Origin of the sequence: Agrobacterium sp. D14, from assembly GCF_001526505.1 — a bacterium.
Lineage (GTDB): Bacteria > Pseudomonadota > Alphaproteobacteria > Rhizobiales > Rhizobiaceae > Agrobacterium > Agrobacterium leguminum.
The window spans coordinates 50,870-77,590 of the sequence record NZ_ASXX01000010.1 but is presented as its reverse complement, the minus strand read 5'-3'; the positions used below and the strand labels follow the sequence as shown (position 1 = coordinate 77,590).

The window sequence follows — 26,721 nt, the reverse complement described above, 5'->3', positions numbered from 1 at the left end:
AGGGCTTGCAATTCGATGAGTGTTCTTCTGCTGAACCAATCACCGTTTCTCACTGATGTAGAGGTAGCGGTCGACAAAGACGCCGCTTTCCGCGAGCTGTTTCCGATAAACTTCTTTTCTGTCGTGCACTCGTTGCGCGACTTTTTGGGATGGTATGTTTTCCGGGCTGGTGATGCTGACCACTCTCGGCAAACCGAGGCTGTGAAATGCATAGTCGCGGCAGGCGATTGCTGCCTCGGTTGCGAAACCGTTTCCCCAGAAATCACGCCATAAATGATAGCCTATTTCTGGCTCGGGACCTGCAGGGGTTTCTTGTTGTGTAATACCACAATCGCCGACGACTTCTCCTGAGGATGCATCGATGACGCACCAAAGGCCGAAGCCGTGCCGATCGTAGCTGTCGAACGCGAGTTTTTGAAACCATGTGCGGATTTCTGAGGGTGACTTGGTACCCGGATAAAACCGCATACATACGGGGTCGGCGTAAATCCTGCCAAGCGAAACCAGATCGGTTTCCTCGATTCTGCGGAGGCACAGTCGTTCCGTCTTTACAAGGATTGACAAGTTGCCCTCCATCTCTTCTGCGGCGTTTTACCCTCGGTCCAGGCCGGGTTTTAAATCGGGACGAGCGCAAACTTTCATTTACCACAACGCGGATTGCTGAATTCCACGCCGCGCATATGCCGTCTTTGCCATTATGTATCCGGTGATAACAACAACCGATGAGGTGACATGATGTCAATCAACTCGGGTCATGCTCGATATTTCCCGCGACCCACACCCACTACTGTCAGCCCATTGGAACGGGCTATCCTGCAACTGGAAAAGATGATCGACGCGCAAAGACTGAGTGCGCTTCCGGCACCGTTTGCTCTTCACAAAGCCAAACGCATTCTTGAACGATCTCGCGAAGGGAGGCCGTCGCGGAGGGTCGCGAATGTGTACGACAAGCCTAGAATAAGCGGTCGAACATCCTGTGGTGACATAGAAGTTATGCGCGGCAACTGCGCACTCAAGGTCTGCTCAGTCTGGCCATGACGACCTTGGGATGGTCGCCGATTCGCTCTACATCCAGTATGCCAGAAGCTTCGGCCAGATCGTTCAGCCTCGCATATCCGTAGTTCCTAGCGTCAAAGTCAGGTGACTGCTTGGCTAGATGCCCACCAACACAAGCGAGGTTCGCACGGCGATCTTCTTACGCGGATGCGTCGACGGCTTGCGGAGTATCTCCAGGGCGGCTTTGTCCAGCTTGCCGCCGGCGGCTACGCCCTGCGATGCAGGAGCCTTTTTTGGCCCGAGTTTCCGTTTGACACTGAAGCTTTAGGCTTTGCCGCCGCTTTGGCGTAGGTGATGGCCGGTGCGTCGCCTGCGGTCACTGAACTGAGGACATCGACGTAGATGAATTTGTCGCAGGCCGTGATGAATGGACGATTCAGTATTTGTCTACCGATTGGTATATAACTCTTTCCGCGCACTTGGCGAAGGACTGGGCTTGAGTGGCGTCACCAGGCATCCCGGTTTCCGTTGCGGAGAAATCCATCTCCGCAACGATAATCTTATCGGTGGCCGTCAAAACGTATGTGTAAAGACGGGAATCGTCGGACATTTCTGACGTCATGCCAAAAACGGACGGATTGTCGAAGCGGGTAAACGCAGAATGCCCTGCCGGCTCGTGCGACCTGATTTCTTTGGCCAGGGTGTTGTCGTCACTCGTTCCCACATATGCCTTTTTCACGGGAATGACGGTTTCAACGCCCTTTGAGTCCGTCTTCGACAGGAAGGACGATAGGAAGTGAATGGGGACCTGTCTCTCCGTTACGGGTGGAAACCGCAGGCCGTAGGTGAAAGCGAGACGATATTCAAATTCGCCTTCATCCCAATAGGCGCTGTATTCCAATTCGCAATAGAAGATGCGTGTTGGATCAGTCAGGTAAGGCCTCGATTTGAAATCAGTGTGAACCGCAGCATTCTTTGCATTTACAATTTGTGGCTTGACGGCACCTGCCGATGTCGCGGGCAAAATAACCACTGCGGTCACGAAAACTGCGGCTTTAAATATAGACATTCGATCCCCCAGGAAACGACATCAAATGTCGCCCCAATTTATGGAGATTTTCTCAACGATCATTTCCTAAAGTAGCTTGTTCAAGCGAATTAGATGTTTGGGTAAACATAGAGGTTTCCAGGGGATGACACGTATAGCCGTCGCAACGTTTGTCGCATTTATGATGTTCGCTACATCAGGTAGCGCAGCATGGTTTGCGCGATTGGACAGCGGAGACCGCCTCGCGATTACGGGAATCGCTACTGACAAAGACGGTGTTTCATCCACCGTCACGTTGACATGCGCCGATGGGCGGTTTGCAGTTGAGGTTTTAACGCGGTCGAACGCACAAGTGGTTGATTTGCCCTCTTACTCCGGAACGAAAGTCGCAATCTCATACAAGGTAAGAGGCGGCGAGGTTAAAAAAATGCAAGTCGAAGGCGTTCCTACGCTCGTCGCAGGCGGTATCCTTGGCATCGTCAGCGATTTATCGGTTGAACAATCGAGGGCAGTTTTTGCTTCTATTGCCAGAGGGTATCCTCTCGATATTGAGATTGCGCATCCCGACCTGATATATGATGTCGGAAGAAAACATATTGCGGCCGAAAACTTTTCGCAGGCAACAATTGCGATTAGTGACCATTGCCAAGGACTGAAATCGGCCGGTTGATTATCCGGACGTCGGTTCCGCCATCTTCTCAGCATGAGCCGTCACGAGCATGGCAATCAAATGCACGGTATTCCGCTCTGTACCTGATCTTCAAACGCTCGATGCGGTGTTCTAACGTTCGCGGTGATACGCCGAGCGTTTCCGCGATCTCCTTGGCCGTCGCGCCTTCGATCAGAAGCTGAACGATGGCCTCATCGGCGACATCAAGTTTCTCGTGTTGCTGAGGCGGGCTGAGCAGGAACTGGGCGTAGACGACGATATAACCCATTGCGGTCTGCCGGTGTTCTTCTGCGGGATGAGGATACGATCATAGCCAAGGTTCACACCGAATAGCCGTGTTTTCACCAACTCCATGGATGGCTGCTGGGATTCCATGACCTGGCGAAGTCTCGGAATAACGGCGTCCTCCATGTATTTCTGATCTTTGAAATCCTCGACGTAACAGTCGGCGAAAATCTTGTTGATGTTCAGAATGCGAGACGTGAAGCCTGAATGCCTGATGGCTTTCATGTGCCATTTCTTTGGATTGTCGCTTGTTACAGTGAACAGGGTCAGCCGCATCTTGATCGAGAGATGGCCGAGGACCTCGTTGTAAACGGTCGCCGGCTTGGCGGCATCTCCGGGGCTGGTTTGAAGCCAGTTGTCTATCATGGTGCGGGTGACCGCGCTGAATGGTGTCTCTTTTGCCATCGTCGAAATATGAATTCCAGAAATTGATGTCTGCCAATAGTGCGTTTCGGTGATCTTGCGCAGGGTATTTTTACCCTGGTCTTTCAGCGTCATGTTGACGATGTGCCGAGAAACGAGGTCCTGAATTTCGTCGCAGGGTAAATTCCCCCTCGGAAATTCTCTCGTAGGTAAGACGTCTCCCCCGATTGTCCTCGACGAGGCGACTCAGCGTCGAAATCTACTTCCTTATGGAGCATCAATTGAAAAACATCATTCTATCGGTCCTGCTTTTAAGTGCGGCGACGGCGGCTTCCCATGCCGCAGAATTCGACATTAGCGGAATGGCGCTCGGCATGAATGCCGATCAGGTTGTTGCCAGGTATCAGGAACTGCGTCCAGACGGTCAATACAGCTTCTCGAAATGGAAGCTTCCGGAAGGCACTGAGTGGGTTGCGAACGGACGGACCTTGTACAATGACCTGAGCCGTCCTGACGACATGGAACACGAACGCATGCAGTTTGCCTTCACGGGCCTCGGAAGCGGCAACAAGTTGTTTGCTGTCCGTCGTGAGTTGAAGTTCAGACCATCCGAACGCCCGTCCATGGATGCCGTCTATACAGCCGCTGTGCAGAAATATGGCGAGCCTTCCAATATGGACAAAGGTGAGACGAGCATCTGGGCGGTATGGAAATTCAGCGCCGTCGACGCGGCCGCTGAGAAACTCAAATCATCACCCGCGTGTATCGGGACGAGCGACTTCCCCGTCGGACTTGATGACCATACCGCAGGAAAAGCCAAAAAGAGTGCGGCCTTCTGTGGCTTGTACATCGAGTTCACAGTCCGCGGTACCGAGACCGGCCTCGCGACTGAGCTCGACATGGGCATGATGAACTACCTTGATCTCGTCCGAGATTTCGAGGCCGACAATCAGGACGCGCGAAAAAGGATAGATGCTGCGAGGGCGAAGAACATGAGCAGCGCCGCTCCGGCACCCAAGCTCTGACAGAGCTCACACTTGAAACCACGTCGTGATTTGCGCGGTCGCGTGCCACCCATGCCGCGCGACACGAGTGCCGCCGCCTTTCCACGGTGGTCGGTATCGTCAAAATCACAGGAGCTCGCTGCATGCAATCGACCGTTATCACATCTGTCTTCCTGCTGTCGATCTCGGCTTCTACCGCCGTTGCGGATAGGGTTGCTAGCCGTGAAGAGTTCCGTGGGCGCTGGTCACGGGACTGCGGCAATGACCAAACCTGCCACCTCGATATCGATGACATGAAATCGAGAACGGTGATCCGGATCACCTTCTCAATGGAGGGCAAGGGGTCAGCGTGCACATGGTCGGTTGATGCGATTTACGACAAGGAATTCGGTGGTCCTGTGGCTCAAGACCCTTACGGCAACTACTATTTCTATTTGACGCGTCAAGAAGACGGTCGGCTCTATTCATCCGGCACGATGTTGTCGACTTGTGGTCACCAGCCGACCGATCAATACTTCACCGCGGACGCGCAGACGTCGGTCGACAACCGTGAAGTCTTCGACCACAACGGATCGGCGGTGATCGTGTCACCCAGTAAGGGAACCATCATCTATCGCGATCCCAAAAAGTCGATCGCAGGCACCGTCAAACCAGGTGCTTTACTATTCAAAGCCAACGCGCCTTGGGACCCGTACGACGATAATGCTATGATTCACGGAACAGCTTATGTCTTCAAGCAGGGCTGCGATCCTGCTCAGTATAGTGTTTCTGGCCATCAGCAAGGTTGGCATACCCTTGTTTTAAAAGGGGCTGCACCTGTGCGGGAGAAAAACGGGTGCAAAGTTGTCGGCTACAATAGGAAGAGTAATTCCACCCTCAAGTTTGTCAGTTGGGGTGACTGATCTGCTGCAAGACGCAGGTGACCCGTTCTCATGGTCAGCAGTGGAACCATCGATTTTTCGCCGGCACGCGGGTAAACCGTTCAGATGATTGATGCTCGCAGCCTAAACCACCTCTATGAGACCCTTTTTCAAATCGTCGAACAAAAAGCCGCCGTCACGTTCGATCCAGAGACCTTGGCCGCTATCGTCGGCTTCGAGGTCGGAGGGCCAATCGCCCTCCGTACTGCCGCACAAAACAAGATTTGTATCACAAGCGAACTCGTGATGTATCCGGAACAGATGATCAGCGCGGAAGGCCTGCAGCGCTACGAGCTTATGACTGACGGTCATTTCGAGCTGGACGTCGCGCGGACGCTTTTGACTGCCGTGGGTGCCATGTCGCTCTCGACGACGCTTGGTGACGGCCATACGATTGATGTGTCAGCGGTTACCGACGGCGAAGGCCCTTCGACTGTTGTACTGAGCCTTTATGCGAAGATTGAGTTTGAGGGTAGCAGCTATGGCATCTACCGTCTGTCGCCAGCCACGTGACTGCGTCCACCATGAACTGCCCTTAGCTGGCTCGGGCAGTCGCCGCCAGCTGGTAGATGCGTCCCTCTGTCGCTGAGCTTGTGGACAAATTGATCGAGGTCGGTTGTGAAATCCGTGCAATCGGCGCTGTTGGCTATACAGTAGTTGATCCGTTGGATGACGAAGAAGTGTCGGCCCGTGTCCATGCCGTTCTGGAGGATTTCGGACCACGCGATCATCTCTTCGGCGATATCATTGCATCCCTGAATACGCTCGGACGCGTCGTTCCTCTCGAAACTCATGACGCCATTCCATTGCAGCCCCCTTCGTTACAATAGCCCGCAACGTCCCGGATACAGAATTGTGGGCTTCCCAAGTTGAGTGAAACCTATGAAGCGGAGTCTAGGTTTTTGGCGATTAACAGTGGAACTATCGATTTTACGTCGGCACGCGCCTTCATCTTCTCAATGCGGTGTTCCACCGTTCTTGGGGAGAGTTCGATGACGTGACCGATTTCGCGTGCGGACAGTCCTTCTCGGAGCAATTGAACGATAGACAGATCGATGTCATCCAAACGGACGTCGCGAACGACGGCCGAGATAGAATGGACCTCGCCGAGAATGCCGCACCAGGTCTTTTTTACCGACGGATCGGGTACAACTATTCCACTGGCGACGACCCTCGCATTCCGAATGACTTGATCGATTTTGCCGATGATAGGGCGGCCGTTGGCAATCGCTTTCTGGCAGACCCCGATGATGTGCTGCTCGAGGAGAGGTACCCTAGAGAAGTCGCGGAGACTGTCAGCGTTTTGAAGGGCTTTGGCGTCGATCAGGCTGGTCGGAATCCCATATCGGTGGATGAAGTCCATATGCCAGTTGGGTGGCGCATTCACCATGTCAACGACGACCAATACCATATTGACTTTCAGGAGGTCTTTCACGGAACGCCAGATGGTATCTGGCAAAACTGACGGTTCCCCTAAATTTTCCAGACACGCATCCGTCAGCCGCCTCGCGAGGTCGGCAAATGAAACATTCGGTTTCACTGGAAGGTCGTCCAGACGGACAGAAACGAACGGTTTTGTCACGACGGACCGGGGGTTGTCGTTCTACGCGTGATTACCTCTCACTGTTGAATTCAAGACCTGAACGAGAGACTGAATGCCCCTCCCGCGAAACCGTTCGTTTCTGTCAAGTCGTGATCTGGAATGGAATGTGTGAAATTGAAGGTTTCATCGGCGACATGACAAGGATCGGTTACGCGCGCGTTTCAACGGTTGACCAGCATCTTGATTTGCAGAGAAACGCCCTTCGTCTGGCGGGGTGCGAACGTATATTCGAAGACCACGGCGTCTCAGGAAGCCTCCAGCAAAGAGGCGGCCTGACTTCGATGCTGAAGGCGCTTCGACGCGGCGATATTCTGGTCGTCTGGAGGCTTGATCGTCTCGGAAGGTCGATCACCCATCTGATTTCCATGGTCGAAACTCTGAAACGCCGTGGAGTCGGCTTCGTGTCCCTGACTGAAAGCATAGATACGTCGTCGGCGGGCGGTCAGTTGATATTCCATATCCTCGCCGCGCTTGCCGAATTCGAGAAGTCGCTGATCCGAGAGCGAACCATCGCCGGCATTGCGGCTGCGAGAGCACGAGGTAAATTGCCCGGGCGGCGTCCTGCGCTTACCGAGGGACAATGCAGGGAAATCAGTGCTGTTCTGAATGCCGGCGCATCCGTTCGGGAAGTCGCTCGAAAGTACAACGTTCATCCTCGGACGGTCGTCCGGGGGATACGCCGGTTGGCGTGAAGCTGAGATGGTCCGCCTGCCTAAATCCTCCGGGATTAAAGCACCTGTGGCAATGCGAGCGCAAGCGCAGATGATAGGACAATAAACACAGCGAGAACGATCGACTTCATCGCGCTCCTATCTCTCCTCCTTCTTACGATAGCTACGAGGAGAGCCAACAAAAAGAGAACCAGCAAGCCGTAATAAGCCGCTCGAAAAACATTGACGAATTGATCGCCGAATGAAGCGTCTTCCAATGGCTTCGGTTGGAGGTCTGCAACCCCGAGAAGAACGATGTAGTAGGCGATGAAGACCGATTGGATGACGGGGTTGCGTCCCCAAATCGCAATCACTGATATGAGGGGGCCGATACCGGCAAACGATATGATTGCATATCCGAGAACTGGGACGGCGGTTGTTTGCCAGAACGCGGCGGAATTCTCGACACTAATCGCAACCCATAAGCAGATTGCAACGGGCACTGCGCATAAGGCGAAAGCCCATTTCAATTCGTATGATGTGACAGTTCCAGGCTTCATGGGGCGACCTCGCATCTAACGTTTGACAGAGATAAAATCACCATATAGTTGTATTAGTGTTTACTTATTGATGATTGCACCACAAGGAGTGTAGAAATGCTTCCAGTGACATCAAGCGTACTCAATCTTTATCTCTTCGGCCAAACAGGCACGCCGAGCGACCTCCTCCAAAACACATGGGCCAATCGCTCCAATGAAGTGGGCGAAACTGTAGATTTGGACACTGCACAATTTATGACAACAGGTGCCGGCCGGTTTGCAACGGGAGCACAGTCGGCCCTCGTGCAAGCATTTTTCAATTCGGGCAATACTTTAGCTGAAGGTATATACAGTAAGGCGCAATTGGCCGGAATACTCGGGTTGTCCTCCTATGGGATAAATTTCCAGGCATACGAATACGCTGACGCCACAAATGATTGGGCAGAGCGTACTTTAATTTTTGGATCACAGGCCTTCAAGCTGGATGACGATGTTGTTTTCCGCGTCGCCGCTGACGGCACTCGCACCATTGAAAATTATCGAATAGTCCCGAATGAAGCTGTTCAGGAGAATTTCGATTTTGTGTCCAGCAACCCTCTCACGATATTGGGCAACATATATCTTGAATCTGTGATTGATCCCTCGACCATCGGTCGGACGGTCAACATCAATTTTACGGGACCGGGGCAGGCTGCTACGACCTACACTGAGAGCGACTATTTAGCGGATTTGGGAAATGTGGCGGCGTGGCAGGCCAACAGTCCGAGTATATTGGACCTTCCATCTGCAATGACATCATTGGCAACTGAAGCGTTCCAAGATGGGATTACCGCCTTTCTCTATAATGATAAGCCCGTAGTTTATGGCAGCGCCGAAGACGATATACTGACGGTTCCTGATAATCCATTCTGGTACAGCTATTACCAAAACGGTGTTGTGATGATTGGAGGGGACGGAGACGATGTAATTACTGGCACCTCAGCTGATGACTTGTTCATCGGAGGCGAGGGTGCTGACATTTACAATGGGGCAGGTGGTTATGATACCGTTTCTTATATCGCCTCGGCATCCGTAAACATCAACCTCGACGATATGTCACAAAATACGGGCGATGCCGAAGGTGACGTGTATAACGGCATATCGCTAATTGTTGGCAGTAAATTTGCTGACAGTTTCCGCGGCGTACAAGGTGAAGAAAATCACTTCGATGGCGAAGGTGGTGACGACACCTTCGTTTTTAATGATCGGCTGGATACGGCGACGGGTGGCGCTGGAGCGGATATTTTCAAAATTGAATCGTATCTCAATTCACCTACGATTGGCTGGTTTCCAGCCTTCTTCGTGCATATGGACGAGTACGACTTTAATGCTCCCGAATATTTTAACTACGCCGTAGTGAAGGACTTCAATCCGGGAGAAGGTGATAAGCTCGATTTCTCGCAATTTTTTGACCTCGCCGAAGCCAGATTGGATGTTCCTGACGGTTCGTATCAGGCTGTGATTGATACCCTGGTGCAATTTGAAAAATTAAGTTGGCAGCAGGGAAATAACGCCGTCGTGCGTTTTGCTCTGACAAGCTACACCGACAATCCAGAAGATGGGTACGACGTATGGTACGCGGGCGTTGTTCTTGAAAATTTTGACGCTTCGAGTTTAAACGGCGGTATGTTCCTGGTCTGATAGTCGTTTATCCATAAGCACGGATGGTCCCCTCTGGTCGTTCCCGCCGCTGACGATGTCAGTGGCGGGTCGACGGTATATGTCAGTTTGCCTTCAGCGTGGCGGTGTAGCTTGAGGGGGTGTCCGCATAGGTACGCACGCAACAGGTACGTTCCCGCATCCACTTCGTACTCAATGCTGGCTTCACGGGAGAAGGCGGTACTAATCAGAACGCCATCGCCACCTCGACTGCCAACCAGACGAAGATCGAATGTGACGTCCGGTTGGTCAACTGCGATCCTGACGCGGGTAGCGTTCGGAAGCGTGAAGGCGAACCATGCGTCCTTCATCGGCCCTTCGCCAGTTCGCCCATCGAAGGTAAGGACTCTTTCGACCTTACCCAAATCGGCAGGCTGTTCCGTTGTGCCTGCGGCGACGTAACGAGATTCTGCAAAAGCGGGCGTATCGGCCGCGCCAAGGAGCGCGATGACGACCGGCAACAGGCGCAAAACTGGTAGAAGTCTATTCTGCATCATTCCCTCTCCGGACAGCCCGCTTCCACAGAGGTGCTCCAGGAAGCCATTTGTGCGCAAACCACCCCTGATGGACATGTTTACATTAGCCTTCTAGTGTTCACTTCAGGTCAAATCCGGTGGCATGTTGCCGTTCAGGTATATTCGGCGAAAAGAGGAGAGTGAGTGCCCTTGAACAGTGTAACGTCAGCAGAGTGGCAGGAATTTGTAACCCGGAGGTCGGGAGAACTTCTAAACTCCGCCGTGGCCGAGGCCCTGTTGAGGTTTCAGCTGGTTCCCGGCGGGCCCCAAAACGAAACCGCGGACGCGTGCATTCATCGCGGCGATCTCACGATTGATGGGGATTTCGTTCCGACTTCATGGATCACTGTGATCGACGGAAACCTGCATGTCAGCGGCAAGGTCTCAACACAGATTGAGGGGGGCGATGGGCATGTTACCCTCGTTGTTTTCGGTGATCTGAACTGCGGCAGCGTCGATAATGACTGGGCCAGCATTATCTTCGTCACCGGAGATGCCGTCGTCAGGGAGTGGGTTTTCGCGTCCAGGGAAGACTCGTCGATGGTTGTCGGTGGCGATTTCAGGACGCCGATTTTTATCGGTGCCGATATCTGGGTATCTGTCGGCGGCTCGGTCGAGATGGAATACGGATACGGGTATGCAGTCGCTCTTGCATGGTTCGCTGATGCCTATGGCGCACCCCAGGTACGGCCGACATATGGTTGGCGCGAGTTGACCATGAAGCTCGGCTTGGGGCATGGTCGTATTCGCGAGGAGCAGCTTGTGGAATTGCTGGAAGAGCGTTTGCGAACGACAGGAAGCCTGTTGCGCCCGGTGTGAACGCCGGGGCATGATCCTCAACTGGCTGCATCCATCCCGCACGTTTACTTTCGGACGCGGCGGTCTGATCCCATGGACGATGACGAACCGGAGAAGAAAATGAGGAGCGCAGAGCGAGCAAGTCCGCTTCGGTATCTTGAGATATTGACCATTGGCAGCTTCTGCGCTGCATTTTTGAGTTTCGGGGTGGCCACGGCGATGCCGGCGGACATGACGGCGGAGCGTCTTCTCACTATCTGTGACGCGCCCACCGTGCGGACCGCGATGATCAAGGGTGACGAACTTGGCTGGCCGCGGCTGACCGATGCGGAAACAGAGGAATGGCGTCGTAGTTTCGTCGCCTATAATGGCGGTTCGGTGGACGTTGTGGGCTGGCGGCAAGAGAAGGCAGGCGGAGTCGAGTCATTGTCTTTTTGGCTTGCTACTGGTCCGAACGGACACAAAGCATGCGCATATTCCACGCCAAGACCTGCCGGTTTCCTTGATGCGTTATCGGAGAGGCTTGGCGCACCGGATAATCTGGACAAGAATGACGCGATCGAAAGTACGACAGCCTGGTGGAAACGAGGTGCGGTGGAGTATTCTTTTGTTCAGGTAGGTTCGTCCGCCGTCATCAATATCGGCTCAAGTCGGTGAGGTCGTAGCGTATACCTCAGGTGACGTCGGCACCAATCAGATCACGTGATCATGTCGTAGGGCTTTTATTCTTGCTATTTAACATTATGAATCATAACTAATGTATAGCGGAGGTGGGGACATTCCCCTCGGCAGTTATGATCTCAATTGACCGGTCGCCACTTTCCGCAGTTGGCCTTTGCCGCAGAGAAGTCGTCTCTCCAGAAATGAGTGGACCGACTGGAGTGGGGTCTTTGTGTCTTTTTGAGAAAAAGCGGCGCACCCAACTGGGCGGGCCGCTTTAAAGCCTTAGCTATTGTCTTCGGTAGGCGCGTCCGGACCATATTCTTGATCGAGGCGATTGCGTTCTGCGCGCTCGCTTTGGAGGAGTAGCCTTCGGTCGCAAAGATCACTTCACTGTTGTATTTGAAGCGAACGCGGAATTCGCCAGCCTTATCTTTATAAATTTCAAACTTATGCGCCATATTGCTTTCCTCCGTGTTGGTGGTGATTCGCACAATTTAAGCGTGCCATTCGTAAAACCCAGCCGCAAGTTCATTGCGCACAATCCTTTCCGGCGCAGGTTTAGGGATATCTGTTTTGGTTCGATCGTTTCAGGATCAAAAACACGATCTCTGCCCCATGCGCGGGGTGTCGAGACTTTTTTGCATTAACCAGAAGACTGACCGATAGCTGCACGACGCTGCGTTGGCCCATAACCTGACACGGAAGGCTGATCTTTCTGTAAGAGGCCTATCACAAGGAGATTGTCGATCTTGGATTCAATGAAAAATTGAGTATGGTAGCGCACCATTTTCACCTCCAGAGGATCAAATGCAGGTTTTAGTACGCGACAACAACGTCGATCAGGCGCTGCGCATTCTCAAGAAGAAGCTTCAGCGCGAAGGCATTTTCCGCGAAATGCGTCTTCGTGAAGCTTTTGAGAAACCATCGATCAAGAAAGCGCGGGAAAAGGCTGAAGCAGTCGGCCGTCAGAGAAAGCTCGCCCGTAAGCAGATGCAGCGCGACGGACTTCTTCCTTCAAAGCCGAAAAAGAGTAGGTGATCGCGGTCGTCAGTAGATAGGCTTTTCGAAAATAGACCGTTTTCTCGCCAACTCCGTGCGTTTTTAAAAGCGTCATGAGGTAAGCGTTTTCTGTCTGGTACCAGACTGAATTATCTCGACATAAAACGGTAAACTGTAAGGGTCGGAAACGCAGGGCGCATTTTGGCCTATCGAAATAAAATCCGTCGGCAGAGAATCTTTGAGACAGGGTATTTTTACCCTCTCAATTTGCCGCGGTTTTAACGCCGATGTCCGAAATCTGTCGGTGAAGCCGCATATGGCTTCGTTGCTACAGATTGCGGACATCGGATTTTGAATGAGCAATATCCTGACAAACGGTTCGGCGATGACGGCGTTGAGTACGCTTCGCGGGATCGGCGCACAGCTCTCCAGTGCATCGCAACAGATGTCATCGGGCCTCCGGGTCTCAACGGCGTCCGATAACGCCGCCTATTGGTCGATTTCGACATCGATGCGCTCTGACGTTGGTGCGATGGAGGCCGTCACCGACAGTCTTGGGCTGGCGATGGGGATCGTCGATACCGCATATGCGGCGATGGAAACCGTGCGGCAGTCCTTCGTCGAGATCAGGAACCTGGCGATCACCGCCAGCGACATGCCGCAACCCGGCATGCAGGACGCGATCAAGCCGACCTTCAGCCTCGACCCCGAATACGCCAAGTCGGACGTCTACAAGATCGACGTCAGGATACAGCAGCTACAGGACCAGGCGAAGGCGGCCATGCCGTCGGCGTCGTTCGCGGGCGTGAACATGATCTACCACGGCAAGAACGAAGACGTGAAGGCAAGCGAACAGGTGTTCTCCTTCGTCATCGGATATGCGGACGGGAAGGTGCAGACGATGGATGTCAGCGCCATGGACACCTTGCTTCTGAACGACGACTTCGGCAGCTACCCGACGACGTATCCGGGTGAGTTCAACCCGGAAAAGACATTGTTCGACGGCAGCGATATCATTGACGCGCCGGGATCGTTCACGCCCGCCGCGATCTACTGGTACAACATCCCGGTATCGAACCCCGTCACGGGCGACCCGGAGGCCTATCCGGTCAATCCCACCTATATCCTCCAGTCGATCGAAAGCCATGTCGTCCGCTTCGGGTCGGACAGGCAGGGTCTATACAGCAACCTCGTCGCCAACATCGACAGCAAAATCCAGCAGCTGACCTCCAAGATGGCCTATGTCGGGTCGGTGCAGTCGGCACTCGACCTGTATGACGAAAGCAACAGGAAGCGGATCAGCACCGCGACACGGGGCATCGGGCGGCTGGTGGACGCCGACATGGAGGTCACAGCGGTGAAGCTGAGAGCACTGGAGACGCAGCAACAACTGGCGATCAATGGGCTACATCTCGCCAATTCCCAACCATCCACGATCCTGCAGCTTTTCGGGTAAGGAAGTTGGAAGCTTTCAGCCTGATGATCATCCCGCCCGGTGTCTGCTTATCGCTCGCGTCATGGAACACGAGAACCTCGCTTTCTAGCTGGCCAGCGTTTGCGCTCCAACGCATTCGAAGCCGCGCATAATTGGTTACGCTAGTTGGACTATTTTGGTCGGCCTGATTTCGTCAGTTACGGGATGTCTGGGGCAAGTGCGGGATGGGCCTTGACATCGCTCGGCGGCGGTGCAAATTTTTAGATATGGGGTAGCGATCACCCCACGAGGCCACGGCCGAAGAATCGCGTCCTTTAAACCCGAGAACCGGAGGGACGCGTTATGCCGTCATTTCTTGAAATTACATCCGAGAAGCTAAACCGCATCATCGGCCTGCCGAACGCGCCGATGATCATCGACGTCCGCAACGACGAAGACTTCGCTACCGATCCCCGCCTCATACCGGGGTCAGTGCGCCGCGATTACCGCGTGGTCACGGAATGGGTCCACGAGCTGAATGGACCGTCCGTCGTTCTTTGCCAGAAAGGCCAGAAGCTTGGCCACGGCGTTGCCGCTCATCTCCGAGCAGCTGGCAAAGTTGCAGAGGTCCTCGAAGGGGGATTTGAGGCATGGCGTGAATCAAAGGCAGCTCTTATCCCCGTTGAAAGTCTGCCACCCCGTGACAGCCGCGGGAGGACTGTTTGGGTCACTCGCTCGCGGCCGAAGATCGACAGGATTGCCTGCCCGTGGCTGATCAGGCGTTTCGTCGACCCGTCAGCGGTATTCCTGTTTGTTCCTGCTGCAGAAGTCTCGGCAGTTGCCGACCGGTTCAATGCCACACCCTTCGACATTGAAGAAGTATTCTGGAGTCACCGCGGCGAGCTTTGTACTTTCGATGTCATGGTCGAAGAATTCGGCCTCGGGACCGAACCCATGCTCTGTCTCGCGACGATCGTTCGGGGAGCAGATACATCGAGGCCTGACCTGGCCCCCGAAGTTGCAGGCCTGCTGGCAGCATCGCTCGGCCTCTCTCGCATGTTCAACGACGACCTCGAGCAACTCGAAGCGGGCATGACACTCTATGACGCGTTCTACAGATGGTGCCGTGACGCCACCGACGAAACGCACAACTGGCCAAACCCGAGGAAGGGATGACGACCATGACCGACCTCACGAAGGCCAGCGCGCACGATGACGCAGCAGGGAACGACATCGTTCCGCTCTCCGAAGCGATAAAGGTATGGACGCGTGTGGCGGCGCTGAGCTTCGGCGGCCCCGCTGGCCAGATCGCGGTCATGCACCGTATCGTTGTCGACGAGAAACGTTGGGTGGGTGAACACCGATTCCTCCACGCGCTCAACTACTGCATGCTCCTGCCAGGGCCGGAAGCCCATCAACTCGCCATATACATCGGCTGGCTACTGAACAAGACAAAGGGCGGCATGATTGCTGGCCTTCTGTTCGTGCTGCCTGGTTTCCTCTCGATCCTGGCGCTCAGCTACATCTATGTGATCTTCGGCAACGTAACCGCAATCGAAGGCATGTTCTTCGGGCTGAAATGCGCCGTCCTTGCTGTCGTCGTACAGGCGGTAGTCCGCATCGGCAGCAGAGCGCTCAAGAACAAGGTGATGGTCGCTATAGCTGCGGCGGCCTTCGTCGCGATCTTCTTTCTCCACGTGCCGTTTCCGCTCATCATTATCGCTGCCGGCATTATCGGCTGTTTTGGAGGAAGGGCGGGCTTCGGCGCTTTCAAAGCTGGCGGGGGCCACAAGTCCGGGTCGGGCAAGATACTCGAAGATAGGGATTCTGTCCTCGGTGAGGAAATCCCGGATCACGCCAAGCCTAACCTTTTATGGTCGCTGAAGACTTCAGGTGCTCTGGCGGCGCTCTGGCTCATTCCAGTCGCGGTACTCGTCCTCGTACTCGGTTGGGACAATGTTTTTACGAAGATCGGCCTGTTCTTCAGTCAGATGGCTGTTGTGACGTTCGGCGGGGCCTATGCAGTCCTGGCCTATGTCGCGCAGGCTGCCGTGGAAAACTATGGCTGGCTTCGTCCAGGCGAAATGCTTGATGGTCTCGGCATGGCGGAGACGACTCCCGGTCCCCTCATCATGGTCACGCAGTTCGTCGGGTTTTTGGCTGGTTACCGCGATCCGGGCACGTTGACTCCGTTGACCGCAGCGACCCTCGGCGCGATATTGACGACGTGGGTAACGTTCCTGCCGAGCTTCCTTTGGATTTTCGCCGGAGCGCCGTTTATCGAGAAGATGCGCGGCAACTCGGCGCTCGGCGGCGCAATGTCAGCAATCACTGCGGCTGTGGTTGGCGTTATTCTCAACCTTGCGGTCTGGTTCGGGCTTCACGTGCTATTTTCCGACGTCAGGTCCGCTGCGTTCGGCCCACTCACACTGGACGTACCCGTGCTCGGTTCGCTCATACTGCCATCTCTGGTCCTGACGGTCTTGGCGGCCATCGCCATTTTTAGGCTCAAGCTGTCGGTCATTACGACTTTGGCCATATCGGCCTTGCTTGGGATCGGCTGGACATTGGCGGTGGCGTGAAGCGTCCGCCTTTGTGTCGTCCTTTCTCTGGGGAGACCAAGGCGTTCATTTTACTCTTCGAGGCTATATGAGTGGTGTCCGGGAGAGGCATGTTATCAATGATGGCGTTCGGCCGGAGGCGAGAGCTTCCGGCCGACGTTCGTCATCCAAACTTCACGAGGTTAAGTGCTGGGAGCGGACCGCCTGGAAACTGCACCAGTTTTCCACCGATCGAGACCGCACCGAGGTCAATCCCCGCGAAGCCCAGCTTGGCGATCAGCGCTCCCACTTCGGCCTTCGACCGCGCGTCGTCTCCCGAATAGAAGAGGACGCGGCTGCCACCTTCGGCGCGTGGATCACCAGAGAGCAGATGCGGAGGGAGATGGTTGAACGCCTTTACGACACGAGCGCCCGGCACCAGGCTTGCGAAGACTTCCGTCGACAGCCGGCCATTGAGTTCGGCCGGCTGAAAGAGCGGACGCTCGATCGGGTTGTTGGCGTCGATGACGATGCGGCCGGCCCAATCCGGAACACCCGCCAATGCCTTTGGCAACTTCGACCAAGGCACGGCGACCAGCACGAGATCGGCCTTGGCCGCTTCCTCGATGGTGCCTGCCGTGATGTGTGGCGTCAGTTCGGCTGCGAAGTCCCGAAGCGTCTCGGGACCCCGACTATTGGAGATCATTGCGGCGATACCGTTCCGGGCAAGCGCGCGGGCGAATGCGGAGCCGATCTCGCCGGCTCCGATGATACCGATAGACATGGGGAGTCTCCAGGTTGGATTTATGATCAGGCGGTGAAGCCGCCGTCGGCGACGATGTCAGCACCGGTCACGAAGGCAGCCTCCGGACTGGCGAGATAAGCCACGACGCTCGCAACCTCGTAATCCTTGCCGTAGCGGCCGATCGCCATTCCGGGGCCGACGATCTTCGAGACGGGACCTCCATCCGGATTCATGTCGGTGTCGGTCGGGCCGGGGTGCACGGTGTTCACGGTGATCCCCTTGGGGCCGAGGTCGCGAACGAGGCTGCGGTTGAAGCCGGCGACAGCTCCCTTCGTCAGCGTGTAGAGAGAGGCAGTCGGGAAGGCCGCATAGCGGACCATCGACGAGCCGATATGGATGATCCGTCCGCCCGACTTCATGCGGCGCGCAGCTTCCTGCGTGCCGACGAACACACCCGTCACGTTGACCGCGATCATGCGCTCGTAGTCTTCGAACTTGATGTCCTCGATCGGACCACCGAGTGCGATGCCGGCATTGTTGACGAGGATATCCAGGGAGCCGAAGGTTTCCTCGGTCTTGGCCACGGCGGCCCGAACCGATTCAGGATTTCCGGAGTCGGCATGGATGGCGATCGCACGTCCGCCTGCGGTTTCGATTTCCTTTACGACTGCCGCTGCCTTTTCCGGCGATGCGCTGTAGGTGATGGCTACTGCGGCTCCATCAGCAGCAAGACGCTTTGCGATGGCGGCACCGATCGAACGGGACCCGCCGGTGACGAGAGCGGTCTTGCTGGACAGTTTCAGAGAGGTGTTGGTCATTGCGATAACTCCGTTGCTTGGTTTCGATGGAGTGAATATCGCCCTCTTATTCCTCTTTTATTAGATGCAATTGGCTGTTATTGCTTTCAAGTAATCGTTGAAAGAGGCATCATGGAAACACTGGCAAATCTGGAGTCCTTCGTCCGTAGCGCCGAGTATGGCAGCTTCTCTTCAGCGGCCCGCAGGCTGGGGTTGACGCCAGCGGCCGTAAGTAGGAACGTCGCGGCTCTCGAATCCAACTTGAAGCTCCGGCTCTTTCAGCGCAGCACGCGAAGTCTGACGCTCACGGAGGCTGGCGAGCGCTTCCTTTATTCGGTCCGTGACCACTTGGAGAGCCTTCAAGGTGCGATTGCCGAGGCATCCAGTGAACAAGCGGAGCCGGGAGGCGTGCTGAGGCTCAGCATGAGCCCTACCTTCGGAGTGGAATACATCCTTCCGACCTTGCCCGAGTTCATGCACCGTTACCCGCTAATCAGGCCAGAATGGATGTTCGAGAACCGTCAGGTTGACTTGATCGCCGAGGGCTACGACGCGGCGATCGGTGGCGGATTCGAGCTGACGCCGGGCATCATCGCAAAAACCCTTGCCTCCGCCCACATCATCGCGGTTGCCTCGCCATCATACATGCAGGACCGCGTTCCGCCTCACGATCCGTCCGGGTTGATCGAGCTGGACGGGATCGTCATGCGTTCATTGCGGACAGGTCGAATTCGGCAATGGCAGATGCGCAACGTCGCGGGCGAAGAGCAGCCGGCGGGGCTGAAGGAGAAGATTGTCGTCAACGACCCGGCCGCAATGCGATCAGCCGCGGTTCTGGGGCTTGGCGTCGCCATGATCGCCAAACCCGATGTATTGCCATACCTTGAGAACGGTGAGCTTATCCGTCTTGTCCCAGCTTGGTACGCGGATGCGGGTCCGATTTCGATCTACTATGCGAACCGAACCTTGCTACCCACCAAAACCCGAGTGTTTATTGATTTCATAGGTGAAGTCTTTCAACGCGAAAGGTGGCCAGAACGGTTTGCAGGTACGTTGGGATAGTCCGCTATTGGCGCAGGTCGCGAGTTATCATCGTGAGCAGCATTCAGTCGGTATATGGGTGCCGCAACAGGCGGTGGTCCTCGCGTTGTTTTCGGCCAGCCAGCGGTCACGCGGTTTGCAACTCGCTGGTCTCGGAATCAGCGAGACATTAAGGACGCCGTCGGTGTCCACAGGTTCTTCCGCGCAAAACAGTTGCATCGGTCGAACGCCGTCGCTGACCTCGAATGTCAGCTTCGCGGAGCCGTCGAGACGGACGTGTTCGGAAACCTTGCGGACGATGGCCGAGAACTTCCCGGCTGTCATATGGGTCCGTTCGCCTTCCTCGATATCCCAAAGCTGCACGAAAATTTCCGACCAGGCTTCCGGATTTGCACCGCAGTCGAGCGCGGAGAACTGGCCAGCTTTGACCTCGGTCACGTGATAGCCAGGCTTCACGGTCTTACCATCGTACAGGAAGACCAATGGCAGGTCCGGTGTCTCTGCCGCCCTGCTTAGTAATTTCCCGAGCGAGATGTCGGTTTTGTCGAAATGGCTATTGTCGATCGTGCTCATTTGTGGATATCCTCTATTTCAACAATTCAAGGATTATTGAAATATGGATGATCGTCAAGCCCTCTCTTCGTTCGCCGCACTCGCACAGGAAACCCGTCTCTCCATCGTGAGGACCCTGGTCGTCGCCGGCCCTGAAGGTCTAGCCGCCGGCGCGATTGCCGAACGAATGGGCGTCTCGCCATCGAATGTCTCGTTCCACCTCAAAGAACTCGAGCGCTCCGGTCTCATCGTCCAGCGCCGGGAGTCGCGTTCGATCCTTTACAGCGCAAGCTACGACACACTGGCCGACCTCGTGACGTTCCTGATGGAAGACTGCTGCGCGGGACATCCCGGTATTCGTGGGTCCGTCGAGCGATCCGCCAGTTGCTGCTCAAACGAAGCATAGGCTGAAGGAATACGTCATTGCATTCGACCAAGGTTCCAGCGCGCATCGTCTCCGCTCTCGGTGTCACGCAGATCATCGGCTACGGCACTCTCTACTATTCCTTCAGCATCCTCGCCCCCGGGATGGCCAAGGATTTCGGCATCAGCGTGGAGCGGGTCTTCGCCATCTTCTCGGTCTCGCTGTTCATCGGCGGGCTGTCTGCTCCCTTCATCGGCAGGCACATGGACAGGATCGGCGCGGCGACCGTGATGACCCTGGGATCGGCATTTGCGGCGTTCACCCTGGCGCTATGCGCGTGGTCACCATCCATGGCACTCTTCGCCCTTGCGATCGTCATGCTGGAGGTGTCCTCCGGGATGGTCCAGTATCAGGCGGCCTTCGCCACACTGGTCGAAAGCGAACCTCGGACGGCCTCCCGTAGCATCACCTATCTGACACTCATCGGTGGCTTTGCCTCCACAATCTTCTGGCCGATTGCTGCCACACTGACCGGATACCTGTCTTGGCGCGAAATCTATCTTGTGTTCGCCGCGCTGAACCTGCTCGTCTGCATGCCGCTGCACTACTGGATCATGCGTGACGTGAGGAACGGCTCCAATACGGGCGAGATACGAACCCGCGAGGTGGTCGTTGGCGCTCTTGAGCCGCAGGCGCGCCGCCGTGGCATGCTGCTGGTCTCCTTCGCCTTCGCGCTGTCGGGCTTCACTCTCGCCGCGATACTTGCCCACATGGTGCCGATGCTCGGCGCGATCGGACTTGGCAGTGCGGCAGTAGTGATCGGTTCCCTGTTCGGTCCGGCACAGGTCATGAGCCGCCTGATCAACATGGTCTTCGGAAAGAGCCTGTCGCCGCCGGCGCTTGCCATTGTGTCCGCGGCGCTTATGGTTGTCGGGGCGGTGATACTCGGGGTGTCAGGTGATTGGCTGCCCGGTGCGGTGGCTTTCGCCATCTGTCTGGGCCTTGGGTCAGGGATCAACAGCATCGCTCAGGGGAGCCTCCCACTCTATCTCTTCGGGTCCGCCGGTTACGGCGCGATCACGGGCAAGATGGCTGCGGCAAGGTTGGCGACTGGCGCAGCCGCACCGTTTGCATTCGCGGCGGCAATGAACCACTTCGGGACAACCATCTCACTTTTCGTGATCGCCGCGCTGGGTACGCTTGGAATCCTCGCGTTCATCGCGGTCGCCTCATCGGTGCGTGGCGACCGCGTTGCCTCATAATGGAAGAGCGTACATAAGAGTCCGCGGATCACCGTCATGAAAGCCAAGCCCCGTGAACACTCCGATCAAATCCACGACGTCACGCAGTCATCCGGCCGCTTTCGGCGGCGGAGCCATCATCAGCGCACTCGGCGGGTTGATCGGGCTTGGAGGCGCGGAATTCCGTCTGCCGCTGCTCATCGGCGCATTCAACTTCGCGGCTCTCGAGGCGGTGATCCTGAACAAAGCAATGAGCCTTGTCGTAGTGTCTTCCGCCCTGCCGTTTCGAGCCGGCACGATCCCTTTCAGCCAGATCGCATCGAATTGGCCGATCGTGCTGAACCTTCTTGCAGGGAGCCTGATCGGTGCTTGGTTCGGCGCAGGATGGGCCACCCGATTGAAATCGGAGACCCTCTACAGGGTGATAGCCCTTCTTCTCGTCGCAATCGCCGTCGTGCTGGTGCTTGGCCACGGCACCTCGGTCGGCCAACCGCTGCTGACGGGAAGCTGGCAGATTGTCGCGGGAATATCCGTCGGCTTCGTGATAGGCATCGTTGCGTCGCTGCTGGGCGTCGCCGGGGGCGAGTTGCTCATTCCGACGTTGGTTCTGCTCTTCGGCGCGGACATCAAGCTCGCCGGGAGCCTTTCACTGGCGGTGAGTCTTCCCACAATGCTGGTGGGCTTTACCCGCTACAGCCGCGACCAGAGCTTTTCGGTTCTGGGCTGCAACAGGGTATTCGTTCTCGTAATGGCCGCGGGATCAATCGTGGGGACGTTTGTGGGCGGCCTACTCCTCGGCATCGTCCCGAATTCTGTCCTTCTTCCCGCGCTCGCCGTGATCTTGTTGCTGTCAGCCGTGAAGGTTTGGCGACACGGCTGACAGCATTCATCCCTAGATCGATTTGAGCTGGACGCGCTTTTCGAGTTCGGCCGCCTGTTCCTTCCGCTCACTGTATCGGTCTGTCAGGTGGGCCGAGGCGTCCCTTGTCAGCAGCGTAAACTTCACCAGCTCCTCGCAGACGTCCACGACGCGGTCGTAATAGGAGGAAGGCTTCATCCTGCCGTCGGCGTCGAACTCCTGGTAGGCCTTGGCGACGGACGACTGGTTCGGGATCGTGATCATCCGCATCCAGCGGCCCAGCACGCGCATCTGGTTCAGCGCGTTGAAGGACTGGCTGCCACCGGAGACTTCCATGATCGCCAGCGTCTTGCCTTGCGTCGGCCGGATCGATCCGAGCGACAAGGGAATCCAGTCGATCTGCGCCTTCATGATGCCCGTCATCGCACCGTGGCGCTCGGGGCTAACCCAAACCTGGCCTTCCGACCATTGCGACAGCTCGCGTAGCTCCTGCACTTTCGGATGGCTGACCGGAGCCTCGTCGGGAAGCGGCAGTCCCCTCGGATCAAACATCCGCACCTCGCACCCCAACCGCTCGAGCAGACGTCTGGCTTCATGCGCGAGCAGCCGGCTGTAGGACACCTCCCGGAGCGAGCCGTAGAGGATTAGCATACGCGGCTTGTGAGTCGAAAACGCTGGACGCAACGCGTCGAGGTCAGTTTGGCGAAGATGCCGCTCCTGCAAAGCGGGAAGGGTCTCAGACAATGCGCTTTCCCTCCTGGTCGAGGACCTGCTCGCCGTCTTCCTTGAAGAACGCTCCCTTGAAGCCATCCGGCAGGATGTCGAGGACGACCTCGGAGGGTCGTGCAAGTTTGGTGCCGAGCGGTGTCACGACGAACGGACGATTGATGAGGATAGGGTTCTTCAGCATGGCGTCGAGCAGCTCATTGTCCGTCAGTTCCAGATCGTCGAGACCCAATTCAGCGTAAGGCGTGCCCTTCTCGCGGATCGCCTGTCGGACTGTCAGCCCAGCATCGGAGATCATCCTTGCCAACTCGTTGCGCGACGGCGGCGTCTTGAGATACTCGATGACGGCCGGTTCGATCCCGGCTGCGCGGATCATCTCCAGCGTGTTGCGGGACGTGCCGCAGGCGGGGTTGTGATAGATGGTGGCGTCCATTGTCATGTCCTTTCAGTGATGGTGTTCCGGGAGACAGCGGGAGCTGCCTCGTACCAGCCCTTGGTGCGGTTCACGGCCCAGACGACCGTGAGCATCACGGGGACCTCGATGAGTACGCCGACGACTGTCGCCAGCGCCGCGCCGGACTGGAAGCCGAACAGGCTGATGGCAGCCGCGACCGCGAGTTCGAAGAAGTTGCTAGCCCCGATCAATGCCGAAGGCCCGGCGACGCAATGGCGCTCCCCCGACATCCGGTTCAGGAGATAGGCCAGCCCGGAGTTAAAGTAGACCTGGATCAGGATCGGGACGGCCAAGAGAGCAATAATTGTCGGCTGCGCGATGATCTGCTCACCCTGGAAGCCGAAGAGGAGAACGAGCGTAGCGAGCAGGGCGACAAGCGAAAGCGGTTGCAGCTTCGCCAGCATGGCGTCCAGCGCCTTCGTCGTGCCGTCGGTGGTCAGCCGCCCTCTCAGGACCTGGGCGATGATGACCGGGACCACGATATAGAGGACGACCGACAGAAGGAGCGTGTCCCAGGGCACGGTGATGGCCGACAGCCCGAGCAGCAGCCCGACAATCGGCGCGAAGGCGACGACCATGATCGCATCGTTGAGGGCGACCTGGGAGAGCGTGAATAGCGGTTCGCCGCGCGTCAGGTTGCTCCAGACGAACACCATCGCGGTACAGGGGGCGGCCGCGAGGATGATCAGGCCAGCGATATAGGAGTCGATCTGGTCGGCCGGCAGATAGGGACGGAAGAGCCATCCGATGAACAGCCATCCCAGCAGCGCCATGGAGAACGGTTTGATGGCCCAGTTGATGAACAGGGTTACACCGATGCCGCGCCAATACGTGCCCACCTGCACCAGCGAGCGGAAATCGATCTTGATGAGCATTGGGATGATCATCAGCCAGATCAGGACGGCGACGGGCAGGTTCACCTTCGCGACCTCAGCCGCACCAATGATCTGGAATACATCGGGCATCAGATGGCCAAGGGCGACGCCAACGACGATGCAGAGGAACACCCAGATGGTCAGATAGCGTTCGAAGGTAGACATCTCATTCGGCCTTTGCGGACTTGGCGGAAGCGCCTTCGAGCGAACCGATCCGGCGGACGTGCTGCTCGAGCGCCAGGCGATCGATGGAAGCCAGAGGCAGATTGATGAAGGCCATGATGCGGTTCTTGAGGAAGCGCGCGGCCTGTGCAAACGCCCGCTGGATTTCGACTTCGGAACCCTCGACGGCTGCGGGGTCTTCGACACCCCAATGTGCAGTCATCGGATGTCCGATCCAGACCGGGCAAGCCTCGCCGTGCGCGCTGTCACAGACGGTAAAGATGAAGTCCATTTCGGGCGCGCCCGGCTGTGCGAAAACGTCCCAGCTCTTCGACGAGAAGCCAGTCGCCGGATAGCCGAGGACGTCCAGTTCCTTCAGGGCATGTGGATTGACTTCGCCCTTAGGCTGGCTGCCCGCGGAAAACGCCTGGAAGCGCCCGCCGCCCTCTTTGTTGAGGATGGATTCGGCGAGAATAGAACGTGCGGAGTTGCCCGTGCACAAGAAGAGCACGTTGTAAGTCTTGTCAGTCATGGTCGTTTTCCGTGGTTAGGTCGGAGTTCTGTTGAATTGCATGATCGTTGCCGATGCCGGGCAGATGCCCGACAACTGACGGGTCGCGAGAACGGCGGGCGGCACATCTGCGCGCTCGACCACAGCGAAGCCAAGGCTTTCGAAGAACGGTGCGGCGGAGGTCGTCGCCAGAAAGACCGCCGAATTTACTTTGACGGCCTTCAGCGTTTCCCTGGTTAGCGATGTTCCAAACGCCTTGCCGCGACGCTCAGGCAATATGACTATCGATCTGAGAAGCACGTCGTCGCCGCACGCCTCGATGCCAGCATAACCAACCGTGCCGCCATCTGATGAAACCGCCCTGAAAAACGAGCGCCCAGTGTCTTCGAGGTCTTCGGTTGGAAGACCGGAAGCCGACAGCGCCAGTTTCAGTTCGAGATCGCTCCCCGTGACTGGCTCCAGCCTAATGTTGCTCATGACACTTGCACCCCGGGAATGCAGCAGGGCGTGAGTTCGGCGATCAGCGGTGCGCAGAGGTCGGTTGAGCCGCCGCAGCAATCTTTTAAAAGGAAGAGAGTCAGATTACGTAGCCCCTCCAGATCGGCTCGATAGATGATCGAGCGGCTTTGCCTCTCATTTGTCACGAGGCCCGCTCGCGTCAGTGTGGCGAGATGAGCGGACATGGTATTTTGCGGAATGTCGAGAAGTCGTGCGAGTTCGCCAGCCGGTACGCCATCTGGCTCATGCCTGACAAGGAGCCGGAATGTATCCATCCTGGTGGATTGTGCGAGGGCAGCAAGCGCCGTAATTGCTGAATCTTTTTCCATATATCTACAATGCTGGATATATGGATTTTTGTCAAGGCCTTTAAACTACGATCTTCTGAAGTGCTTTCGTCTTATATTTTTGCCTAAGTCATTGCTGGAAGTTGACATTATCAAATCTGTTCTCTAATTGTTCACACATGAAAAATCTTACCCGCCTCATACGAATAGGTTGATCTCCGCCCGCCGTGACATTCGCGGCGACGAGCAACTGTGTTTTGTTGAGGTTTTAGAAAATGGGTATCGCACAGCGCGCGAAGTCGCTCCGCGCAAGCCGTCATTCTGCTTCCATCCGTACGCTCTATCCAATGGCCACCGTTAAATGCGATGGCCCCCCAGTCTTCCGATCACAGGCGGCGCGTGATGCTGCCTGCCTGTTTGACGTTAACCCATCAATCACGTCATGGCACTGCATGCCACTCTCGCTCGATTACGGTGGTGGCGTCCACGTCCCTGATTTTGGTATTCTCGACGATGATGGCGGGCGCTTGTTAGTCGATGCGTCCGACAGGGTGATGCTGGTCGACGTAGGCAGGATCGAGGCCGCAGCCCAAAACCATGGCGTCAGATATCGACGTCTGGTGACCGATGAAGTCTACGATGGCCCGCGTCTTCAGAATGCCAAAGACCTGCTTCGGTATGGCGGTACGGTTCTAGCGCTCGGTGACCGTTTGCGATTACTCGCCGTCTTGGAAGAGCACGGCAATCTGACTGTCGCCGAATGCCTGACAGTTTTTACCGAAACCAAGCCAGTTGCCGGACTGGCCCAGATGATCTTGCGCGGTTTCGTCGAAGTCGATCTCGATACGGAATTACTCGGCCCCGAGACAATGGTGCGGCGGATACGGACCTGACCGCCCGTAAT

General features: G+C 56.2%; 33 protein-coding genes and 2 pseudogenes. 18 read left to right on the top strand and 17 right to left on the bottom strand.

Annotation, left to right across the window (positions count from 1 at the left end; genetic code table 11):
• Positions 1 to 39: 39 nt before the first annotated feature.
• The 3 genes and pseudogenes from L901_RS08745 to L901_RS08740 all read right to left on the bottom strand — a co-directional run bounded on the left by L901_RS08745 (position 40) and on the right by L901_RS08740 (position 2,065).
• Entirely contained in the window at positions 40 to 576 is a 537-nt protein-coding gene (locus L901_RS08745; RefSeq protein ID WP_059755636.1) for a GNAT family N-acetyltransferase, read from the bottom strand.
• A gap of 436 nt (positions 577 to 1,012) precedes the next feature.
• Positions 1,013 to 1,132 (bottom strand): annotated as a pseudogene (locus tag L901_RS27680) (hypothetical protein); the annotation flags it as partial.
• A 300-nt stretch (positions 1,133 to 1,432) separates the two neighbouring features.
• Positions 1,433 to 2,065: a hypothetical protein gene (locus tag L901_RS08740; RefSeq protein ID WP_059755632.1), complete on the bottom strand. Its 633-nt coding sequence runs from the start codon at positions 2,063 to 2,065 to the stop codon at positions 1,433 to 1,435.
• A gap of 124 nt (positions 2,066 to 2,189) precedes the next feature.
• On the opposite strand from L901_RS08740, the gene L901_RS08735 reads away from it, so the two are divergent.
• Positions 2,190 to 2,714 carry a hypothetical protein gene (locus tag L901_RS08735; RefSeq protein WP_147401521.1) on the top strand — a complete coding sequence of 175 codons (525 nt, stop codon included), beginning with the start codon at positions 2,190 to 2,192 and terminating at the stop codon, positions 2,712 to 2,714.
• A gap of 28 nt (positions 2,715 to 2,742) precedes the next feature.
• Here L901_RS08735 and L901_RS27675 read toward each other — a convergent pair whose 3' ends face one another.
• Both L901_RS27675 and L901_RS08730 read right to left on the bottom strand, forming a co-directional pair.
• Positions 2,743 to 2,982, bottom strand: coding sequence for a helix-turn-helix domain-containing protein (locus L901_RS27675; protein ID WP_245289628.1), 240 nt, complete (start codon positions 2,980 to 2,982; stop codon positions 2,743 to 2,745).
• A complete protein-coding gene (locus L901_RS08730; RefSeq protein ID WP_245289627.1) occupies positions 2,886 to 3,497 on the bottom strand; it encodes a hypothetical protein in 612 nt (203 codons plus the stop codon). The genes L901_RS27675 and L901_RS08730 overlap by 97 nt, the downstream gene beginning before the upstream one ends.
• A gap of 146 nt (positions 3,498 to 3,643) precedes the next feature.
• Here L901_RS08730 and L901_RS08725 point away from each other — a divergent pair, with 146 nt between their 5' ends.
• From L901_RS08725 to L901_RS26985, 4 genes are all read left to right on the top strand, one after another.
• Entirely contained in the window at positions 3,644 to 4,387 is a 744-nt protein-coding gene (locus tag L901_RS08725) for a hypothetical protein (RefSeq protein WP_059755857.1), read from the top strand.
• A gap of 122 nt (positions 4,388 to 4,509) precedes the next feature.
• Positions 4,510 to 5,268, top strand: a complete 759-nt coding sequence (locus L901_RS08720) for a hypothetical protein (protein ID WP_059755625.1) — start codon at positions 4,510 to 4,512, stop codon at positions 5,266 to 5,268.
• 84 nt (positions 5,269 to 5,352) lie between these two features.
• Complete coding sequence (locus L901_RS08715) at positions 5,353 to 5,799, top strand: hypothetical protein (protein ID WP_059755622.1); 447 nt, start codon at positions 5,353 to 5,355, stop codon at positions 5,797 to 5,799.
• Positions 5,800 to 5,879: 80 nt separating this feature from the next.
• Positions 5,880 to 6,116, top strand: a complete 237-nt coding sequence (locus L901_RS26985; protein WP_147401523.1) for a hypothetical protein — start codon at positions 5,880 to 5,882, stop codon at positions 6,114 to 6,116.
• Positions 6,117 to 6,166: 50 nt separating this feature from the next.
• Here L901_RS26985 and L901_RS08705 read toward each other — a convergent pair whose 3' ends face one another.
• Positions 6,167 to 6,826, bottom strand: coding sequence for an AsnC family protein (locus tag L901_RS08705; RefSeq protein ID WP_147401524.1), 660 nt, complete (start codon positions 6,824 to 6,826; stop codon positions 6,167 to 6,169).
• Between the two features lie 167 nt (positions 6,827 to 6,993).
• Here L901_RS08705 and L901_RS08700 point away from each other — a divergent pair, with 167 nt between their 5' ends.
• A complete protein-coding gene (locus L901_RS08700; RefSeq protein WP_283956562.1) occupies positions 6,994 to 7,581 on the top strand; it encodes a recombinase family protein in 588 nt (195 codons plus the stop codon).
• A 35-nt stretch (positions 7,582 to 7,616) separates the two neighbouring features.
• Here L901_RS08700 and L901_RS08695 read toward each other — a convergent pair whose 3' ends face one another.
• Positions 7,617 to 8,099, bottom strand: a complete 483-nt coding sequence (locus L901_RS08695) for a hypothetical protein (RefSeq protein WP_059755613.1) — start codon at positions 8,097 to 8,099, stop codon at positions 7,617 to 7,619.
• Between the two features lie 96 nt (positions 8,100 to 8,195).
• Between L901_RS08695 and L901_RS08690 the strand changes: the two genes are divergently transcribed.
• From L901_RS08690 to L901_RS08680, 3 genes are all read left to right on the top strand, one after another.
• A complete protein-coding gene (locus L901_RS08690; RefSeq protein ID WP_120356931.1) occupies positions 8,196 to 9,758 on the top strand; it encodes a hypothetical protein in 1,563 nt (520 codons plus the stop codon).
• A gap of 683 nt (positions 9,759 to 10,441) precedes the next feature.
• Positions 10,442 to 11,110, top strand: coding sequence for a hypothetical protein (locus L901_RS08685; RefSeq protein ID WP_147401526.1), 669 nt, complete (start codon positions 10,442 to 10,444; stop codon positions 11,108 to 11,110).
• A gap of 72 nt (positions 11,111 to 11,182) precedes the next feature.
• Entirely contained in the window at positions 11,183 to 11,746 is a 564-nt protein-coding gene (locus L901_RS08680) for a hypothetical protein (RefSeq protein ID WP_059755604.1), read from the top strand.
• A gap of 288 nt (positions 11,747 to 12,034) precedes the next feature.
• Here L901_RS08680 and L901_RS27670 read toward each other — a convergent pair.
• A pseudogene (locus L901_RS27670) lies at positions 12,035 to 12,210 on the bottom strand (YegP family protein).
• Positions 12,211 to 12,559: 349 nt separating this feature from the next.
• Between L901_RS27670 and rpsU the strand changes: the two are divergent.
• The 4 genes from rpsU to chrA all read left to right on the top strand — a co-directional run bounded on the left by rpsU (position 12,560) and on the right by chrA (position 16,747).
• Positions 12,560 to 12,790 carry a 30S ribosomal protein S21 gene (gene rpsU / locus L901_RS08675; RefSeq protein ID WP_035263866.1) on the top strand — a complete coding sequence of 77 codons (231 nt, stop codon included), beginning with the start codon at positions 12,560 to 12,562 and terminating at the stop codon, positions 12,788 to 12,790.
• 316 nt (positions 12,791 to 13,106) lie between these two features.
• Complete coding sequence (locus L901_RS08670) at positions 13,107 to 14,207, top strand: flagellin (RefSeq protein WP_059755601.1); 1,101 nt, start codon at positions 13,107 to 13,109, stop codon at positions 14,205 to 14,207.
• Between the two features lie 321 nt (positions 14,208 to 14,528).
• On the top strand, positions 14,529 to 15,341 hold the full coding sequence (locus tag L901_RS08665) for a sulfurtransferase/chromate resistance protein (RefSeq protein ID WP_059755597.1): 813 nt from the start codon (positions 14,529 to 14,531) through the stop codon (positions 15,339 to 15,341).
• 5 nt (positions 15,342 to 15,346) lie between these two features.
• Positions 15,347 to 16,747: a chromate efflux transporter gene (chrA, locus tag L901_RS08660; protein ID WP_059755853.1), complete on the top strand. Its 1,401-nt coding sequence runs from the start codon at positions 15,347 to 15,349 to the stop codon at positions 16,745 to 16,747.
• Positions 16,748 to 16,889: 142 nt separating this feature from the next.
• Here chrA and L901_RS08655 read toward each other — a convergent pair whose 3' ends face one another.
• Positions 16,890 to 17,489 carry an NADPH-dependent F420 reductase gene (locus L901_RS08655; RefSeq protein ID WP_059755595.1) on the bottom strand — a complete coding sequence of 200 codons (600 nt, stop codon included), beginning with the start codon at positions 17,487 to 17,489 and terminating at the stop codon, positions 16,890 to 16,892.
• Between the two features lie 26 nt (positions 17,490 to 17,515).
• On the bottom strand, positions 17,516 to 18,268 hold the full coding sequence (locus tag L901_RS08650; protein WP_059755594.1) for a 3-oxoacyl-ACP reductase family protein: 753 nt from the start codon (positions 18,266 to 18,268) through the stop codon (positions 17,516 to 17,518).
• A gap of 111 nt (positions 18,269 to 18,379) precedes the next feature.
• Between L901_RS08650 and L901_RS08645 the strand changes: the two genes are divergently transcribed.
• Positions 18,380 to 19,309: a LysR family transcriptional regulator gene (locus tag L901_RS08645; RefSeq protein WP_059755593.1), complete on the top strand. Its 930-nt coding sequence runs from the start codon at positions 18,380 to 18,382 to the stop codon at positions 19,307 to 19,309.
• A 27-nt stretch (positions 19,310 to 19,336) separates the two neighbouring features.
• Here L901_RS08645 and L901_RS08640 read toward each other — a convergent pair whose 3' ends face one another.
• Positions 19,337 to 19,861, bottom strand: coding sequence for a DUF6428 family protein (locus L901_RS08640; protein WP_059755591.1), 525 nt, complete (start codon positions 19,859 to 19,861; stop codon positions 19,337 to 19,339).
• A 43-nt stretch (positions 19,862 to 19,904) separates the two neighbouring features.
• Here L901_RS08640 and L901_RS08635 point away from each other — a divergent pair, with 43 nt between their 5' ends.
• The 3 genes from L901_RS08635 to L901_RS08625 are packed head-to-tail and all read left to right on the top strand — an operon-like array spanning position 19,905 to position 22,325.
• Positions 19,905 to 20,246: a helix-turn-helix transcriptional regulator gene (locus L901_RS08635; protein ID WP_035242396.1), complete on the top strand. Its 342-nt coding sequence runs from the start codon at positions 19,905 to 19,907 to the stop codon at positions 20,244 to 20,246.
• A 17-nt stretch (positions 20,247 to 20,263) separates the two neighbouring features.
• Positions 20,264 to 21,466 (top strand): arsenite efflux MFS transporter ArsK, encoded by a 1,203-nt coding sequence (gene arsK, locus L901_RS08630; RefSeq protein ID WP_059755589.1) that lies wholly within the window; start codon positions 20,264 to 20,266, stop codon positions 21,464 to 21,466.
• 52 nt (positions 21,467 to 21,518) lie between these two features.
• Positions 21,519 to 22,325, top strand: a complete 807-nt coding sequence (locus tag L901_RS08625; RefSeq protein WP_059755587.1) for a sulfite exporter TauE/SafE family protein — start codon at positions 21,519 to 21,521, stop codon at positions 22,323 to 22,325.
• Positions 22,326 to 22,337: 12 nt separating this feature from the next.
• Here the strand turns inward: L901_RS08625 and arsH are convergent, their stop codons facing one another.
• The 6 genes from arsH to L901_RS08595 are packed head-to-tail and all read right to left on the bottom strand — an operon-like array spanning position 22,338 to position 25,859.
• Positions 22,338 to 23,114 carry an arsenical resistance protein ArsH gene (arsH, locus tag L901_RS08620; RefSeq protein ID WP_059755584.1) on the bottom strand — a complete coding sequence of 259 codons (777 nt, stop codon included), beginning with the start codon at positions 23,112 to 23,114 and terminating at the stop codon, positions 22,338 to 22,340.
• On the bottom strand, positions 23,041 to 23,463 hold the full coding sequence (arsC, locus tag L901_RS08615) for an arsenate reductase (glutaredoxin) (protein WP_059755583.1): 423 nt from the start codon (positions 23,461 to 23,463) through the stop codon (positions 23,041 to 23,043). The genes arsH and arsC overlap by 74 nt, the downstream gene beginning before the upstream one ends.
• 2 nt (positions 23,464 to 23,465) lie before the next feature.
• Positions 23,466 to 24,524, bottom strand: a complete 1,059-nt coding sequence (gene arsB / locus L901_RS08610; protein WP_059755581.1) for an ACR3 family arsenite efflux transporter — start codon at positions 24,522 to 24,524, stop codon at positions 23,466 to 23,468.
• A gap of 1 nt (position 24,525) precedes the next feature.
• Positions 24,526 to 25,053: an arsenate reductase ArsC gene (locus L901_RS08605; RefSeq protein ID WP_059755579.1), complete on the bottom strand. Its 528-nt coding sequence runs from the start codon at positions 25,051 to 25,053 to the stop codon at positions 24,526 to 24,528.
• A gap of 15 nt (positions 25,054 to 25,068) precedes the next feature.
• Positions 25,069 to 25,509 carry an arsenic resistance N-acetyltransferase ArsN2 gene (arsN2, locus tag L901_RS08600; RefSeq protein ID WP_059755575.1) on the bottom strand — a complete coding sequence of 147 codons (441 nt, stop codon included), beginning with the start codon at positions 25,507 to 25,509 and terminating at the stop codon, positions 25,069 to 25,071.
• A complete protein-coding gene (locus tag L901_RS08595) occupies positions 25,506 to 25,859 on the bottom strand; it encodes a helix-turn-helix transcriptional regulator (RefSeq protein WP_059755572.1) in 354 nt (117 codons plus the stop codon). Before L901_RS08595 ends, arsN2 begins: the two co-directional genes overlap by 4 nt.
• Positions 25,860 to 26,092: 233 nt before the next feature.
• Here L901_RS08595 and L901_RS08590 point away from each other — a divergent pair, with 233 nt between their 5' ends.
• Positions 26,093 to 26,710, top strand: coding sequence for a hypothetical protein (locus L901_RS08590; protein ID WP_059755570.1), 618 nt, complete (start codon positions 26,093 to 26,095; stop codon positions 26,708 to 26,710).
• The last annotated feature ends 11 nt before the right edge of the window (positions 26,711 to 26,721 follow it).